Origin of the sequence: Erwinia sp. BNK-24-b (assembly GCF_047456155.1) — a bacterium.
Taxonomy (GTDB): Bacteria; Pseudomonadota; Gammaproteobacteria; order Enterobacterales; family Enterobacteriaceae; genus Erwinia; species Erwinia phyllosphaerae.
The window spans coordinates 4453568-4469337 of the sequence record NZ_CP179901.1 but is presented as its reverse complement, the minus strand read 5'-3'; the positions used below and the strand labels follow the sequence as shown (position 1 = coordinate 4469337).

Here is a 15770-nt window from a genome sequence, read left to right as displayed (position 1 = left end):
ATGGCAGGTGGTACTTCTAATATATTGATTATTAACATTTATTATTAATTTACCTGACTATTCTAAGCGGCTTATTTTGCGTTTACTTCCCCACCTGCCGGGATTATAGTGACGGCGATTTTTCCTACGGAGCCAAAAATTGGACAGTCACCCTTTACGTTTTAAACAATTAAACAAGGCAAGCTAACTCCGCAGTCTGCTTGCCGAAACCCGGCGGGCAGTGTCCTGAATGACCTCCCCGTATTTCATTTTCTCCCCGCGCAGCCGCCGGGCAAGGATTAACAATGAAAGAACCTCCGACCAGCGACGGGCGATGGCAAACAGGCAGAGTAAGGAGCGCAAGCTTCCCGTAATCTTTCTCTTTTCTTCTTCCCCGCCTCGCCCAATCCCGAAATAAACAATTTTCCAGCGCGCAGGACTCTTTCCCCGCGCCTGAATAAAAATAAATTAAGGATTCGGCAAATGAAAAACGCCAACATCAAACACGCCTGCGATCTGGCTATCGCTCGCGAAGCCAGGCAGAGTCTGGACAGCACCCTGGCCCGCCTTAACGTACAGCGCAACGGGCTAACCCTCAACGAGGCCGCCGGGCGGCTGGAAGAATATGGCAAAAATCAGGTAGCCACTGAAAAAGCGCCGCATGCGTTGGTCCAGCTGGCACAGGCTTTTAATAATCCCTTTATCTGGGTACTGATGGCGCTGGCGACCATTAGCTTTTTTACTGACTACCTGCTGCCGTTGCGCCATGGCGAAGAGACCGATCTGACCGGCGTTATTATCATGGTGGTGATGGTGACGCTGAGCGGCGTGCTGCGTTTCTGGCAAGAGTATCGTACTAATAAAGCTGCGGAAGCGTTGAAATCTCTGGTGCGCACGACCGCTACGGTGATGCGTCGCGGCAGCGAAAGTAGTCAGCCGGTCAAAATGGAAATTGCCCTGCAGGAAGTGGTCCCGGGCGACGTTATCTTCCTGTCAGCCGGCGATATGATCCCGGCGGATGTTCGTCTTCTCTCTTCACGCGATCTGTTTGTCAGCCAGGCCTCGCTCAGCGGTGAAGCGGTTCCTGTTGAAAAATACGATCCGCAGGCGGAGGGGAGAGCGGCGACGGACGAAGAAGAGTTACTGAATAAGCCTGATATTTGCCTGATGGGCACCAACGTCGCCAGCGGCACAGCCACGGCGGTGGTGGTGGCAACCGGTAGCCATACCTGGTTTGGCTCGCTGGCCAAATCCCTGGTCGGTAGTCGACCACAGACGGCTTTCGATCGCGGTGTGAACAGCGTCAGCTGGCTGCTAATCCGTTTTATGCTGGTGATGGTGCCCGTGGTGCTGTTTATTAACGGCTTTACCAAGGGCGACTGGACGGACGCGCTGATGTTTGCGCTGGCCGTTGCGGTTGGCCTGACGCCGGAAATGCTGCCGATGATTGTCAGCTCTAACCTTGCAAAAGGCGCTATTGCCATGGCAAAGCGTAAAGTCGTGGTTAAGCGCTTGAATGCCATTCAGAACTTTGGCGCGATGGATGTACTTTGTACCGATAAAACCGGCACCCTGACGCAGGACCGCATTATTCTGGAGCATCATCTGGACGTGCACGGTCAGGACAACGAACATGTTTTACAGCTCGCCTGGCTGAACAGCCGCCATCAAACCGGCGTCAAAAATCTGATGGATAAAGCGATCCTCAGCTTCAGCCACGGGAGTAAAGCGGTCAGCGGCCTGTGGCGCTATCGGAAAATCGACGAGCTGCCGTTTGATTTTGAGCGCCGCCGCCTCTCTGTGGTGGTTGCCGATGGCAATAACCAGCAAAAGTTAATTTGCAAAGGTGCGGTAGAAGAGATGCTGTCGGTCGCGACTCACTGGCTGGACGGTAACGAACGGCGTCCGCTGGATGAAGCCGCGCGTCAGCAGTGGCTTGCGCAGGCTGAAGGCTGGAATCAGCAAGGTTTCCGCGTATTGATGGTAGGCGAAAGAGAGCTGGGCGATACGCCTTTGTCGCTGCCGCTGCATAAAGACGACGAGCGGGATCTGACGCTTTGCGGCCTGCTAACTTTTCTCGATCCGCCTAAAGAGAGCGCCAGAGAAGCAATTGCCGCGCTGCACGAGCATGGCGTCACGGTGAAAGTACTGACCGGTGATAACGCCACTATTACCAGCAAGATCTGCCGTGACGTGGGGCTGGCGCCTGGCGAACCGCTGTGCGGCAGCGATATTGAGCGGCTGGATGATAAGGAGCTGGCCGGGCTGGTCGAGTCGCGCACGATTTTTTGCCGCCTGACGCCACAGCAAAAATCGCGCGTGCTACAGATATTGCAGCAGAACGGCCACACCGTAGGATTTTTGGGCGACGGCATTAACGACGCGCCCGCGCTGCGGGACGCGGATATCGGCATTTCTGTTGATAGCGCCACGGATATCGCCAAAGAGTCTGCCGATATTATTCTGCTCGAAAAAAATCTGCTGGTGCTGGAGCAGGGGGTTATTAAAGGCCGCGAGACCTTCGGTAATATCATCAAATATTTAAATATGACCGCCAGCTCCAACTTCGGTAACGTTTTTTCCGTGCTGGTCGCCAGCGCTTTTATTCCTTTTTTACCGATGCTGGCTATTCATTTGCTGATTCAGAACCTGATGTATGACCTTTCCCAGCTGGCGTTGCCCTGGGACAAAATGGATAAAGAGTTTTTGCGCAAGCCGCGTAAGTGGGACGCAAAAAATATCGGCCGCTTTATGCTGTGGATGGGGCCAACCTCTTCGCTGTTTGATATCACGACTTTTTTAGTGATGTGGCACGTTTTCGCTGCTAACAGCGTCGAGCATCAGGCGCTGTTTCAGTCCGGCTGGTTTGTTGAAGGGCTGCTGTCGCAAACGTTGGTCGTGCATCTGCTGCGTACGCAAAAGATTCCGTTTATTCAAAGCCGCGCAGCCCTGCCGGTGATGGTAATGACCGGCCTGGTGATGGCGCTGGGGATCTACATTCCGTTTTCACCGTTGGGCAGTACTGTCGGACTGGTGCCGCTGCCGTGGTCTTACTTCCCATGGCTGGTGGCAACGCTGTTTGGCTATTGCGTCGTGGCTCAGGGAATGAAGCACATCTATATCCGCCGTTTTGGTCAGTGGTTTTAAAAAGGCAAAACGGGCAATAAATTCAGGCGGACAACAGGTCCGCCTTTTTTACACCTTGAAAAAGCGCACGTAAACAAGACGGATAACAAAGTATTCAACCGCGCCCAGCAGCAAAAACCACAGGCAGAAGACCAGCGTATAAAGCTGGTTGACGTCATGTAGATGGAACATCGCCATAAGTTTGTAGGTCAGGGCAAGGCCGAACCAGGGCGCGGGCAGCAGCAGTGCGGAAAGGAAACCCAGCATCAGCGTGCTCATCGGCATTAAAAAGGTCACAAAAGGATTGTTCATGGCGGTTCCATTTAGCTCAGGAGCCGCCATTTTCCGGTAAACCGCTGACGGGTTCAACCTTAAGCCATAGCGCCGCTTAATCCCCTGGTAGCTGAAAGGATGAATAAGATAAACCAGTAATTCCTTTAGAGTTTTTCAGTCTGTTTTTAAGGCGAAATTAGCATTCGTTAAAAAGTATAGCCAAGGCTATACTTAAACACATGATTTTATTGTCTTTTTTATTTTCAAATGTCGTGGTAGGATGCACCCACATTGCGCCTGTCGCGCTTATTTTTTCGACTAAAACAGCTCTTTTGATGTCTGAGCGGTGAGATAACCGTCAGATGGGTATAACCACAATGAATCTATATGCAACCCTTATCCTGGCCTTTGGTATGTCGATGGACGCTTTTGCCGCCGCGATCGGTAAAGGCGCAAGCCTGCAGCGTCCCGGCCTGAAAGAAGCGCTGCGTACGGGCTTAATCTTTGGCGTCATTGAGGCGCTGACGCCGCTGATTGGCTGGGCCGTAGGCATTGCCGCCAGCCGCTATGTGATGGCATGGGATCACTGGGTTGCTTTTACGCTGCTGTTTGTTCTTGGCGCGCGCATGATCGTTGAGGGCTTCCGTAAAAAAGATGAAGTTTGTGAAGCGCCGGAACGTCATGGTTTTTGGGTACTGGCCACGACGGCGGTAGCAACCAGCCTGGATGCTATGGCGGTTGGCGTGGGTCTGGCCTTCTTGCAGGTTAATATTGTAACGACCGCGCTGGCGATCGGTGCTTCTACCATGATTATGGCTTCAGCCGGCATTTTACTGGGCCGCTTTCTGGGACCGGTGATGGGGAAATGGGCCGAGATTTTCGGTGGTGTCGTGCTGATTGGTATTGGCACCAGCATCCTGGTAGAGCATCTGGGTCTGCTGTAACTTTTGTGGGCAGGTCGTTTAGCTTCTGTTTACGTTTCTTTCGCCATAATTGCGCTGATTTTGTGATCTGTTTCAAAATTATTTGCCTGGAATTTGCTCTTCTTGTATAATTTTTTTGCGTTTTTCAATAAAAGTTTAACCAGGTGAAGTGATGAAAAAGATTTTTAAGTACGTGTTCCGTAGCTATGTTGAAACCTTCAAACACGTACCGCCAGGCGCCATGTATTAATGGTGCTGGCCAGAAACCCTCGATAGCCGCGGTCAGGGAAAGACCGATGGTTATCACTCCCGCTTCGCTGTAGATCGTCTCGCTTCGTATCCCGCTCTCTGTCTGACTGATAATGTTTTCTCTGCTTGGCTGGTAATGCTTACTCCCTGTCTGCCTGATTTATTCTCGCCTGCTATCGGTTTTGTCGTCATACGCTTGCGCTGACCGTTTCACCGGGCGTTCTGTTTTCTTCTGCGCACCTTTATTTTGCCGTTATACAGGACGGGAAAGCCGCCGCTGTTGCTTGTCTGGCAAACAACAGGGCGGAAAAAGAGAGATTAATCCTGGCTCTGATACTCGTCGAGCGTCGCGCTCTGGCAGGCTTCCGTGCTCTGGCGAGCCTGCTTTTTCTGATCTTCGTTCAGGTTTAGCCAGGCGGCAACGACGGTTCTGGCTTCGTCTTCATCAAAATCTGGTTTCTCCTGCGCGGAAGGCGACTGGCCACGTACGTTTAGCGCTTTCAGTTTCGCAATGTAGCTGTCCGCCGAACCCGTGGTTTTCTCCTGCGTGACCAGCGTACAAAGATTAGCGATGTAACCCTGAGCTGGATCGTTTGCATCTGAGTCTGAGTCCGCAGCCTGCGCTGCGCTGGTCGCCGCCAGAGCGGCAAGCAGCAGCATAACTTTTTTCATACCTGCTCCTTCTAAAGGATTGTCGTTCAGCAATTCGTACCGTCGTACGGTAAGTTTTTTCTGCGTTACCCGTTAAGGGTAGCGGATAACCGCATTGTTTCCGTTTATCCGGCCGATATCTCAGCATGGCAAGGCTACAGAAAATCTTAATTTACAGCCAGTTCCTGAACCAGTCGATCTGCTGTCCGATGATATTGTCAAAGTGGCTGCCGCTATACATATCGTAATGCTTTGCATTTTTCTCAACGTGCAGCTTTTTCTCGGGCGATCCTAGCGCCTCAAACAGGGCAATACCCTGTTCCGGTGGGTTTACGCTGTCAGCGCCCGCGACGACTACCAGCGCTGGACAGCAAACCTGACGGGCATTTTCCGCCGGCTGGTAATGCAGCGTTTCACGTATTGTCAGGAAGGGGATTTTAATATCCATCGCCGGAAACTGCGCTTTATGACTGTCGAAAAAGGTCTTTGACTCATCGTCATTCAGCACGCGCGTAATGGCAACGAACATCTCTTTACCGGTTGCCGCCTTTTTCTCCGCCATTTTATCCAGCGCGGCGACAAAACCGGCTTTTTCGTCCGCCGTCATTTTGCCCGTGACCACTGTTTCGCCGTCGGCAAAGGCCAGCTGGCTGACCACGCATTTTACGGCAGGGCTTTGCGCGGCCGCGCCCATAACGTGGCATCCGCCAAACGACGTGCCCCACAGGCCAACATGCTGCACGTTGGGTAGCGCGCTGGCCCAGTCAACGACGGTCAGGATATCGTCGATTTGCATGGCAGGCACCAGACGACCACGTTCGCCGCCGCTGGCACCAAAACCACGATAGTCAAAAGTAAGAGTAATAAAGCCCGCTCGGGTAAACTCCTCGGCAAAAGCGGGTAACAAAATTTCCTGGATGCCGCAAAATCCGTGGCAAAGAATAATAGCGGGTGCAGACTTGCTGGCGGGGGTACGCATAGTGACGGCGATATCGCCAGACAATTTATGGGTGGATAGCTGCATAAAAACTCCCTGTATTTATCCGGGTTAAAAGACAAAGCGATCGAAACCCGTAGATTTTATATAATGAGAGCATGCGTTGCCGGAAGCTGAATCAAAATAATAATAATTCGGGCTGGCTAAATTTTCCCTGCCAGCCCGACTTTTTCTCAACAGACGAGAAAAAAAGCAATATGCAGAAGTAACTATAATGTCAAAAAAGATAATAAATAATGATGTATAACCTTTTTTCGACTCGTTATCGTTAACCTTCAGGCATGGCAGAAGAGTGATGGCTTGAAATTAACCACTTCTGACCGTCCCAGCTATAGGTAAAGGTGTAACGTGCAGCGGCTTTAGAACCGTCGCCAAAGGTAAACGTGTAGGTGCCGGTATCGATAGCTTTATTACAGCCGGTGCGAATGGTACGGCTATCAATATGGCCCGTCGGCTTTTTCGCCAGAAACTTATTAAAATAATCAATACGTTCTTCGTCCGTCAATCGAACCTTGTTCGACAGCGTGGGTAGCAGTACGGCATCAGAAAGATAATTCTGCGAGACTTTCTCCGCATCGCCTGTTTTCAGCGAATCATTCCAGCGGTCGAACATGGCGGCAACTTCCTGCTCCGTCATTTTAACACAGGCTGTTTTTTCGTGGGCAAAAGCCGCAGAGCTGGTCAGCACGCCAGCAATCATCAAACCTATTAATCCCGTTTTCATTCATTCTCTCCGTGGTGTTGTGTCTATAATAAAAACCAAAATAGCAGAGAAAGCTAAATGATAATTAAACGCCATTATTAATGATTAATATTGCGTGGCAGAGGTTGATTAGGATCATTATTATTTAAGTGCGCCCTAATAGTTGCCAGGGTTATTAATTTTGTAAAAACATAAATAAGTGATTGAGCGTTGTTTTTTGTAAGGATGCGTCCGGGGAATATTTATTTATTAAAATAAAAAGATATATTTTATAAAAAAGTAGAAGTATGCGGAAATAATGTCAGGCAGAGGCGCTCATTGACCTTTTATCTGTGCGTTATATGAAAGTGTGGCCACCGTCGGGTGACCACTGCGAAGCGCTTATTTCAGCAGCTGCTGCTTAACCCAGGCGATAATTTCTGCATCTTTACCTTGCGTAAACAAACACTTTTGCAAACGTTCGCCGCTGATAGCCGTTTTAATAAGCTCAGGATCGATGGCACGCAGCGTATCCAGATAATTGTCCTTCATGACTGCACTTTTCACCTGATTGAGGATGCCGGCATTGCGTACCTGTGGCTCTTTACGCTCAACGGGATACCCTTCGCCACGGCGGCCGGTAAACGCCTTTTCAAACATATAGCGGACGTTCAGTTCTGCACCCCAGCCAAAACCTTTGGCGAAAGCCAGAGAAAGCGCGTTGCCGTTGTTAATCTGCGAAAACAGAAAGGCATCCGCCGGATCCAGGCAATAGCCGCAAAGCACGCCCGGATGGATATTCAGCGACATCATTGCGCCCTGACCCGTACCGCAGCCCGTTATGACAAAATCTACCGCTTTGGCGTTTAGCAGGATGCTGGCCATAATACCCAGGTGGATATAGGTCAGATGATGATCGTTTTCATCACTCATACCAACGTTAAATACCGTATCTTTATTCTCTGCGGCCACGGCCTGTAGCTGTTCCAGCACCATGGCGTTTTTCGCCGCCTGGCTGTTTTCCATCATCAGGGCAATATTCATTTTTATCTCCGCTGTTCATTGGTTGTTTGGGGAACGGCGCACTAGCGCGCCAGCCAGCCGCCATCGACTGCCAGGGTGTAGCCGTTAATGTAATCTGCTGCCGGTGACGCCAGAAAAACCACTGGCCCCATAAGATCTTGCGGTATGCCCCAGCGTCCGGCAGGAATACGCGCCAGGATTTCTCCACTGCGCGCCTCATCATCACGCAATTGCTTTGTGTTATTGGTTTCCATATAACCCGGCGCTAGCGCGTTCACATTGATGCCATATCTGGCCCATTCGTTCGCCAGCTGGCGCGTCAGGCCCATGACCGCGCTTTTAGATGCGGTGTAAGAGGGGACGCGCACGCCGCCCTGAAAAGAGAGCATGGAGGCGATATTAATAATTTTGCCGCCGTGGCCCTGTTGGATAAACTGACGAGCCGCCAGCTGCGAAAGAAAGAACAGCGTTTTGAGATTCACATTCATTACGTCATCCCAGTCCTTTTCGCTGAAGTTCAGCGCGTCTTCACGGCGTATCAGGCCCGCGTTATTGACCAGAATGTCGATGTGTCCCATTTCCTGAACTGCACGTTCCAACAGCGAGGAGAGTTCCTCCTGACGGCCAAGGTCGGCGTTAAGGCTAAGAAAACGGCGGCCCAGCGACAGTACCTCGCCAGCGGTTTCGTCTGGTTCACTGCGGTTAATGGCCACAATGTCACAGCCCGCCTGGGCCAGACCCACGGCCATACTTTTCCCCAGGCCTGTATTGCAACCGGTGACCACGGCCACCTTCCCTTGCAGAGAGAAATCTTCAAGAATCATGCGGCTTTCCTTTTTTATAAATAGACATGCAGGTATTCCACCAGGCACAGGATCGCCATCGCCTGCCCGTAAGGCATGGAGGTAAGCGGTATCTGGCGGTAGAAGTCGAGGTCTTTACCCATCCCTGTGCCAAAGGAGACCTGAGTCAGTTCTCCTTCCTTATTGATGCGGGAAATTATTCCTTTAATGGCTTTTTCCGCCACGGCGACGTAGCGAGCGTCAGCGTAGTGGCGACGGGCCGCTTTCAGCATGCCGAAAGCAAAACCAGCGGTAGCAGAGGCTTCAAGATAAGAGGTCGGATCGTCAAGCAGCGTGTGCCACAGGCCGCTTTCGTGCTGGCATTTTTCGAGTGCGGCCAGCTGGCATGCCAGGATTTCCTGTAAATAGCGGCGAGTCGCATCCGTTTCCGGCAAATCGAGCAGTTCCAGAAATTCCGGGATAACAATCGTCAGCCAGCTGTTACCGCGCGCCCAGCGAGCGTTGGCAAAATTGTGATTACCCTCGAAAGTCCAGCCGTGAAACCACAGTCCGGTTTCCTTATCCATCAGGTGCTGGGTATGCAGCAGGAACTGATATTTGGCTTCTTCGACATAGGCCGGACGATTGAGCAGCCTGCCGATTTTTGCCAGGGGCATCACGGTCATCATCAGCGTGTCATCCCACAGCTGCTGATGGTTTTCTTCCGCCAGCGTAATATGCTGCAGGCCGCCCATCCGCGTGCGCGGCATGCTATGCATGATCCAGTCCGCCCAGCTTTCGAGATAAGGTAGCCAGCGGGGATCTCGTGTTTCTTCATAACGGTAAGCCAGCGTCAGAAACGGGCAGACCGTATTAACGTTGCGGGTGGTTGACCCTTCCGCAAAACGATCGCTGAACCAGTTATCAATGATGGCTCGCAGGCGGTCATCACCCGTCTGGCGATAATATTGATGGATGCCGTACAGGCCGATGCCGTGCGTCCATTCCCATCCTGCCCAGCCCTTGGTGTCTATTACCCGACCATCATCCAGCCTCAGTAAAAATTCGCCGGTTTCGTCGGTAATATTCACCAGGTTATCTACCAGCTTATTGATCAGCTGATGAAGTTCGTGGCCGGCGATAAATCTTTCCGGCTGGCACAGAAGCGGACTCTGTTTTACTGGGTATACGACCATAATTGCGCTGTCCTCGTGGCTCCAGGGTTTATAAATGGGTCAGGTTGTCGCTCGGGTTATCTCTCGGGCTGGCGGCGTTGACGGGCAGTGGGCCAGCGGCGGGCTTGTTACGGTTCAGGTAACCGATATTGTTGTTGCCCCAGAGCGATTCGTAGGGCATTCCGGCCAGCATTTCGACGGTGGCGCGTGCCTCTGGCGTTACGTTTGTAGGCACAATGTTGCCGGCCTGGCGCATTTTTTCTGTTTCTTCACGCAGCACCCGGTGAGTAGCCAGATTCAGCCTGAAGCGCAGGGAGATCAGAAAGCCCAGGCAAAGGACGATAAGGGTACCGCCGCACATAATCAGCAGGATGGCGTGGCCGACCTCGGGCGTTTGCTCCGCGCTGCCCGCCACGAAGCCGGAAAGCTGCATCAGGATACCGACCAGCATGACGGCACCCGCCTGGGAAGCCTTGCGCGTCAGCGTCATAATGCCGGCAAAGATACCTTCCCGGCGCTGGCCGGTGATGATTTCGTCCACATCGGCGATATAGGTATAAATATTCCAGGGAACATAGTTAATGCCGCCGCGTCCCAGTCCCGCCACCGCAGAAATCAGCAGTAACAGAGAGAAGACGTCGCTCATGCCGCTGTAGTAGAGCACGCCATAAGAAAGCGTACTGAGGGCAAACAGTGCGACGACGATACGGTAAGAAGGCGCGGGCCCAATGCGGATACAGAGTGGGATCATGCCGATGACGGCTACAAACTGCAGGGTGGCCATGGTGCCCATCAGGCTGGAAGCGACGGTTGCCTCCTGCATTAACACGAAGACGACGTAATAGGTAAAGACGGCGTTGAAAACGTCCTGCGCGATATAGCCGCCCAGGTACATTCCCAAATGCTGGCGGAAAATACGGATGCGCAGCGTAGAAAGAAGCTCGATTTTCAGGCGGTTGAGGCTCTGTCCCAGCGTGAGCTTTTGCTGCTCCGCCGCCAGCGCAGCCGCAGATTTTTTTTCTGCCGGGCGTTCCCACGTATAAAGATAAACCAGCGTCAGCACTACCGCGCAGAGTACGGAAAACACCAGGCTGGAGTAGAAAAAGGAGAGCGGATTATCTTTGCCGAACCAGCTCAGCAAGATCCCCGGCAAAAAGGCCGCCAGGATAGCGGAAAGCTGAGCCAGCGCGATGCGCGCACCGGAGAACTTCGTTTTTTCTTTGAAGTCGTCGGTCATTTCCGGCACCAGCGTTTCATACGGCACCAGGATAGAGGTATAGACCACTTCGAAAACAAGGTAAGTCAGCAGGTAATAGAGGTAAGTCATCTCACCGACCCACATCAGGCTATAGCTAAAGACCAGCGGAATACCAATAAGAATAAAGAACTTACGACGGCCAAACCGTTTACCGAGCCGTGTCGAACCAAAGTGGTCGGTCAGATAGCCCATCAGCGGGCTGACCACGCCGTCGACGATACGGGCCATGGCAAAAATCGAGGTCGCCTCAATCGGACTGAGGCCGCAAAACGTGGTGTAAAAATACAGCAGCCAGGCTGACGTCAGGGCCATTGTTCCGGCACCGAGAAAATCTCCTGATCCATAGGCAAGGTAATTAAGCGTTCCTGGTTTACGTGTTGTCATAGTTTCCGTCCTGATTAGCCAACCTGCACAGCCCGGCTGTATGTCGGGGGATGAGCTAAGTTAGTTTTAAGGCGGACGGAAAACCTTTGCGATTTTGCCAACGGGCAGGTGGAAATGGCGGAGAAAAGAAGATGCTGATGGCCAGGATCACCGTTTAATAAAATAGCGTTTCATTTTTATTGAATCGCAGGGCCATTTCTTTTTCTGTGCGGCAGAAGACAGATAAAGCAGACTATGTCGTGTTAAATCAAAGTTGCGTTCGTAAATATTCCTATAGTTAAAAGGCAAACAACCTTCAGGAGGAAATAACAATGAAAGCTGCCGTGGTGAATAAAGATCATTCTGTTGATATCGTTGATAAAAAATTGCGAGCATTGGCCTACGGTGAGGCACTGCTGAAAATGGATTGCTGTGGCGTGTGCCATACCGATCTGCATGTTAAAAATGGCGACTTTGGTGACCGTACCGGCATTGTGCTCGGTCATGAAGGCGTGGGCGTGGTAAAGGAAATCGGTCCGGGCGTCACGTCGCTCAAGCCGGGCGATCGCGCCAGCGTGGCATGGTTTTATAAAGGCTGTGGGCACTGCGAGTATTGCACCACGGGCAATGAGACGCTGTGCCGTGATGTGTTGAACGCCGGTTTTACCGCAGACGGCGGTATGGCGGAAGAGTGCATCGTGGTAGCCGACTATGCGGTGAAGGTGCCGGACGGTCTGGATTCGGCGGCCGCTAGCAGCGTAACCTGTGCCGGAGTGACAACCTATAAAGCCGTTAAGGTTTCCGGCATTCAGCCCGGCAAGTGGATAGCTATCTATGGCTTAGGCGGTCTGGGCAATCTGGCGTTGCAGTACGCAAAAAACGTTTTTAATGCCAAAGTGATTGCCGTTGATGTTAATGATGCTCAGCTCCAGTTCGCGACGGAAATGGGTGCCGATCTGGTGGTTAACTCCGCTAAAGAAGATGCGGCTAAGGTCATTCAGGAGAAAACGGGGGGCGCGCATGCTGCGGTAGTCACGGCCGTCGCGAAAGCCGCCTTTAATTCTGCCGTAGACGCCATGCGTGCAGGCGGCCGCATTGTGGCCGTAGGCCTGCCGCCGGAGTCGATGAGCCTGAATATTCCACGGCTGGTGCTGGACGGCATTCAGGTTGTGGGATCGCTGGTTGGCACACGTGAGGATCTGGCTGAGGCTTTCCAGTTTGCAGCGGAAGGAAAAGTCGTGCCTAAAGTGACCAGGCGTCCCGTAGAGGATATTAATGATATCTTTGAGGAGATGATTGCAGGGAAAATTAAGGGCCGTATGGTTATCGATTTTTCACAGGGTCAGTAAATAACTTGCCTGTAGAAGCGTCAGGCAGTCGTCTTCTACAGGCAAGTTTTTAGCCGCATGGCTATGCGCTCATAAAGAAGCTTGATCGTTCTGGCGCCTGTGGTTCCAGGCGGCAGCAAAGGCTTAGCCACAGCAGCGACATCATCCAGGCCGTATTGTTTAACATTTCCTTTCCTTTTTAACACGCCTTAACAAATTAACTTTAATCGCCAGATTAAAATCCGCCACACCTGTAGCTCTTTTTGCTAACGTGACAGAGAAGGGGTAAACCGTTCTGCAACGCAGCAAAATAGTCATTATTATTCATTTTATCCGCTAAGGTTAAACGCGTAAGCCCAATAGTTTCAGCATAATATTGAGGATAATTAACGTGTTAAAAAGAACCCGAATTTTTATGGCTGCCGGTATGCTGGTTGCTTTTAGCGCTGGGGCGCAGCCTACGCCGCAGTACGGTATCGAATTACAAGGCTTTGATTTTCCTTATCACATTGCCCGCTACTCCTTTTCCTCTCAGCAGCAGACGCTGTCGATGGGCTACATTGACGTCAAACCTGAACATCAGGCGAATGGCCGCACGGTTGTGCTGCTGCACGGCAAAAATTTTTGTGGCGTAACCTGGCAGGATTCGATTGAGGCGCTGAAACGCGCGGGTTATCGGGTTATTGCACCGGATCAAATTGGTTTCTGTACGTCCAGCAAACCCGGGCGCTATCAATATAGTTTTCAGCAGCTGGCTCTGAATACCCATCAGCTGCTTGCCAGCTTACATATTGATAAAATCACGCTGGTCGGCCACTCCACCGGCGGCATGCTGGCTACGCGTTACGCGCTGATGTATCCCGATCAGGTAGAAAAGATGGTGCTGGTTAATCCTATTGGGCTGGAGGACTGGAAGGCGAAAGGCGTACCGTGGCGCAGCGTTGATGACTGGTATCAGCGTGAATTAAAAACCAGCGCAGAGAGCATTAAAAAGTATGAGCAGAAAACCTATTACGGCGGCAGCTGGAAACCTGAATACGATCGCTGGGTAACTATGCTGGCTGGTCTTAATAACGGTCCGGGGAAAAAAGAGGTGGCATGGAATTCTGCGCTGCTGTACGACATGATTTTTACCCAGCCTGTTTATTATGAATTCAAAAATTTGACCGTTCCCACCACGCTGATGATTGGAACAGCGGACACGACCGCGATTGGCAGCGATATTGCACCACCGGAAGTGAAAGCAAAAATTGGCCATTACGATCGTTTAGGCAAAGAAACCGCAAACACCATCCCGCACGCCACGCTCATAGAATTTAAAGGCATGGGACATGCGCCACAAATGGAAGATCCGGTTATGTTTAACCAGGCATTGATTAAAAATTTGCGTCAATGACGGAAGCGGGCCAGATCTCGCCGTAAATGGATGACCCGCGCCGGTCGCGGGTTGCATGCTCAGAGCATGACAAACAAATTTATTCTTATTAACTCTTGTTAAACGAGCGTCGCATACTTTATTTATAATAAATTTCCCATCTGCAATAACAAGTTAGCCCTATTACTTTATGAAGAGTGATTGTGTTTGTTATTTATAAGTTTTGTTGCTTCGTTGTAATTTAAAAAGGGAAATTAATTATTCGCAAGGTCGATTGATGTAATATTGAATCATCACTTTTTATTATCGCTACGGATTAAACAGGGGTTTCCGTTGACGCGATAGCTATGAAAAAAATGATTCTGATTATAAGCTGCTTTTTTTGTCTGTGCGGCTGCATGGGACAGAATAAAACGGCTGGCTTTAGAGATAGCCAGGCCAGTATGGCCGAATGTTCCAGCCACAGTGATGAGATTGACTGCGACTGGAACGTACCGGGTAACCCATAATGGCTTTATATTGGTAACCTGATGGGGAAAAAACAGGGATCGGCTAGCCGCTTAAGCTTACTCCGGCCCTTTAGCCTGCAATATTCGCTGGGCCTGGACGGCCGTCAGCGGGTAATCAAAAAAGCGACGGTAAAAATCCTGCGTCGTTTTTACCATATCCAGCGCCGGAAAAAGCTGCGGATGCAGCAGTTTAGCCGCCCACTGGATCTGCAGCGCGGCTTCCGTACCGTAGCGATCCCATGGAAAGACACCCGCTGGATTTTGCCATACCTGATGATTCTTAACCGCTTTCAGGTTACTGAACAGCGTCGCGTAATCAGAATCGGCAAGCGAACCGGCGCCAGCGCCAATAATGATTATGTCCGGCTGCCAGAAAAGGATATTTTCTGGCGACGTTTCCTTCATATTGCCATTAACTTCCGCCGCGGCGTTGCGGCCTCCAGCCAGTTTTATCCAGGTATCGATCAGCGTGTTGCGCCCGTCGACTTTCAGCGGATGTAGCGACTGAATATGTAACACGCGCGGGCGCTGGCTATCGCTAAGCCCGGCGGTTTTTGCCTGAATAGCCGCAATCTGCTGCTCAAGATAAGCGTTATAGGCGTCAGCACGCTGCCGGGCCTGTGGTGTGCCGACCACGTCAGCCGTGGTCAGCAAAGAGTGCTCCATTGACGGAAAATCGTCAAAACGCATAACCAGCGTAGGCAGTCCGGCACGACGGTAGGCGTCGGCATCCGCATCCTCTGCTGCCACAAATACCGTATCTACCTTCGCGGCCAGCAGCGCTTCGCTATTGAAGCTGCGGCCATGAACGGACAACGCCTGATTCAGCGACGGCTGGATTTTAAACATCCAGGGGCGATCGCTGGCATGGTTAACCGTGGCCACGATGCGATCGCCTGCGCCTAACGTCATTAACAGCGAGTGATGCGCATACCAGCCGTCGGCAATACGATGGGCCTGCGCTTTTACCGTTACTTTATTACCGGCGTCATCGGTCACCGTGCGGGCAAAGGCTGATGGGCCAAAAGCCAGGCTCAATGCCAGCAGCGGCATAATCAGGCGCATCTTCATAAAAAT

14 protein-coding genes are annotated in these 15770 nt (G+C 51.5%); 5 read left to right on the top strand and 9 right to left on the bottom strand.

Going from position 1 to position 15770, the window contains the following annotated elements:
• Positions 1 to 432 precede the first annotated feature (432 nt).
• On the top strand, positions 433 to 3126 hold the full coding sequence (gene mgtA / locus ACMGGR_RS20600) for a magnesium-translocating P-type ATPase (protein WP_414149009.1): 2694 nt from the start codon (positions 433 to 435) through the stop codon (positions 3124 to 3126).
• A gap of 48 nt (positions 3127 to 3174) precedes the next feature.
• On the opposite strand, the gene ACMGGR_RS20595 is transcribed toward mgtA, so the two are convergent.
• A complete protein-coding gene (locus tag ACMGGR_RS20595; RefSeq protein WP_414147754.1) occupies positions 3175 to 3417 on the bottom strand; it encodes a DUF1158 family protein in 243 nt (80 codons plus the stop codon).
• 338 nt (positions 3418 to 3755) lie between these two features.
• On the opposite strand from ACMGGR_RS20595, the gene mntP reads away from it, so the two are divergent.
• Positions 3756 to 4322: a manganese efflux pump MntP gene (gene mntP, locus ACMGGR_RS20590; protein WP_246760202.1), complete on the top strand. Its 567-nt coding sequence runs from the start codon at positions 3756 to 3758 to the stop codon at positions 4320 to 4322.
• Positions 4323 to 4473: 151 nt separating this feature from the next.
• On the top strand, positions 4474 to 4551 hold the full coding sequence (gene azuC, locus ACMGGR_RS20585) for a stress response protein AzuC (protein WP_414149008.1): 78 nt from the start codon (positions 4474 to 4476) through the stop codon (positions 4549 to 4551).
• A 317-nt stretch (positions 4552 to 4868) separates the two neighbouring features.
• On the opposite strand, the gene ACMGGR_RS20580 is transcribed toward azuC, so the two are convergent.
• The 7 genes from ACMGGR_RS20580 to ACMGGR_RS20550 all read right to left on the bottom strand — a co-directional run bounded on the left by ACMGGR_RS20580 (position 4869) and on the right by ACMGGR_RS20550 (position 11502).
• On the bottom strand, positions 4869 to 5222 hold the full coding sequence (locus ACMGGR_RS20580; RefSeq protein WP_246760201.1) for a hypothetical protein: 354 nt from the start codon (positions 5220 to 5222) through the stop codon (positions 4869 to 4871).
• 151 nt (positions 5223 to 5373) lie between these two features.
• The gene (uilS, locus tag ACMGGR_RS20575; RefSeq protein ID WP_414147753.1) at positions 5374 to 6225 is read right to left on the bottom strand and encodes a UilS family quorum-quenching N-acyl-homoserine lactonase; all 852 of its coding nucleotides are present in this window, start codon (positions 6223 to 6225) and stop codon (positions 5374 to 5376) included.
• Between the two features lie 241 nt (positions 6226 to 6466).
• A complete protein-coding gene (locus tag ACMGGR_RS20570) occupies positions 6467 to 6922 on the bottom strand; it encodes an SgcJ/EcaC family oxidoreductase (protein ID WP_246760199.1) in 456 nt (151 codons plus the stop codon).
• Positions 6923 to 7282: 360 nt separating this feature from the next.
• A complete protein-coding gene (locus tag ACMGGR_RS20565; protein ID WP_414147752.1) occupies positions 7283 to 7924 on the bottom strand; it encodes an RpiB/LacA/LacB family sugar-phosphate isomerase in 642 nt (213 codons plus the stop codon).
• 41 nt (positions 7925 to 7965) lie between these two features.
• Complete coding sequence (kduD, locus tag ACMGGR_RS20560; protein ID WP_246760197.1) at positions 7966 to 8727, bottom strand: 2-dehydro-3-deoxy-D-gluconate 5-dehydrogenase KduD; 762 nt, start codon at positions 8725 to 8727, stop codon at positions 7966 to 7968.
• Positions 8728 to 8741: 14 nt separating this feature from the next.
• Entirely contained in the window at positions 8742 to 9881 is a 1140-nt protein-coding gene (locus tag ACMGGR_RS20555) for a glycoside hydrolase family 88/105 protein (protein WP_414147751.1), read from the bottom strand.
• A gap of 28 nt (positions 9882 to 9909) precedes the next feature.
• Entirely contained in the window at positions 9910 to 11502 is a 1593-nt protein-coding gene (locus ACMGGR_RS20550; RefSeq protein WP_414147750.1) for an MFS transporter, read from the bottom strand.
• Positions 11503 to 11813: 311 nt separating this feature from the next.
• Between ACMGGR_RS20550 and adhP the strand changes: the two genes are divergently transcribed.
• Both adhP and ACMGGR_RS20540 read left to right on the top strand, forming a co-directional pair.
• Positions 11814 to 12830, top strand: coding sequence for an alcohol dehydrogenase AdhP (gene adhP, locus ACMGGR_RS20545; RefSeq protein ID WP_246760194.1), 1017 nt, complete (start codon positions 11814 to 11816; stop codon positions 12828 to 12830).
• Positions 12831 to 13200: 370 nt separating this feature from the next.
• Positions 13201 to 14205 carry an alpha/beta fold hydrolase gene (locus tag ACMGGR_RS20540; RefSeq protein ID WP_414147749.1) on the top strand — a complete coding sequence of 335 codons (1005 nt, stop codon included), beginning with the start codon at positions 13201 to 13203 and terminating at the stop codon, positions 14203 to 14205.
• A gap of 545 nt (positions 14206 to 14750) precedes the next feature.
• Here ACMGGR_RS20540 and ACMGGR_RS20535 read toward each other — a convergent pair.
• Positions 14751 to 15764: an ABC transporter substrate-binding protein gene (locus ACMGGR_RS20535; protein WP_414147748.1), complete on the bottom strand. Its 1014-nt coding sequence runs from the start codon at positions 15762 to 15764 to the stop codon at positions 14751 to 14753.
• Between the last annotated feature and the right edge of the window lie 6 nt (positions 15765 to 15770).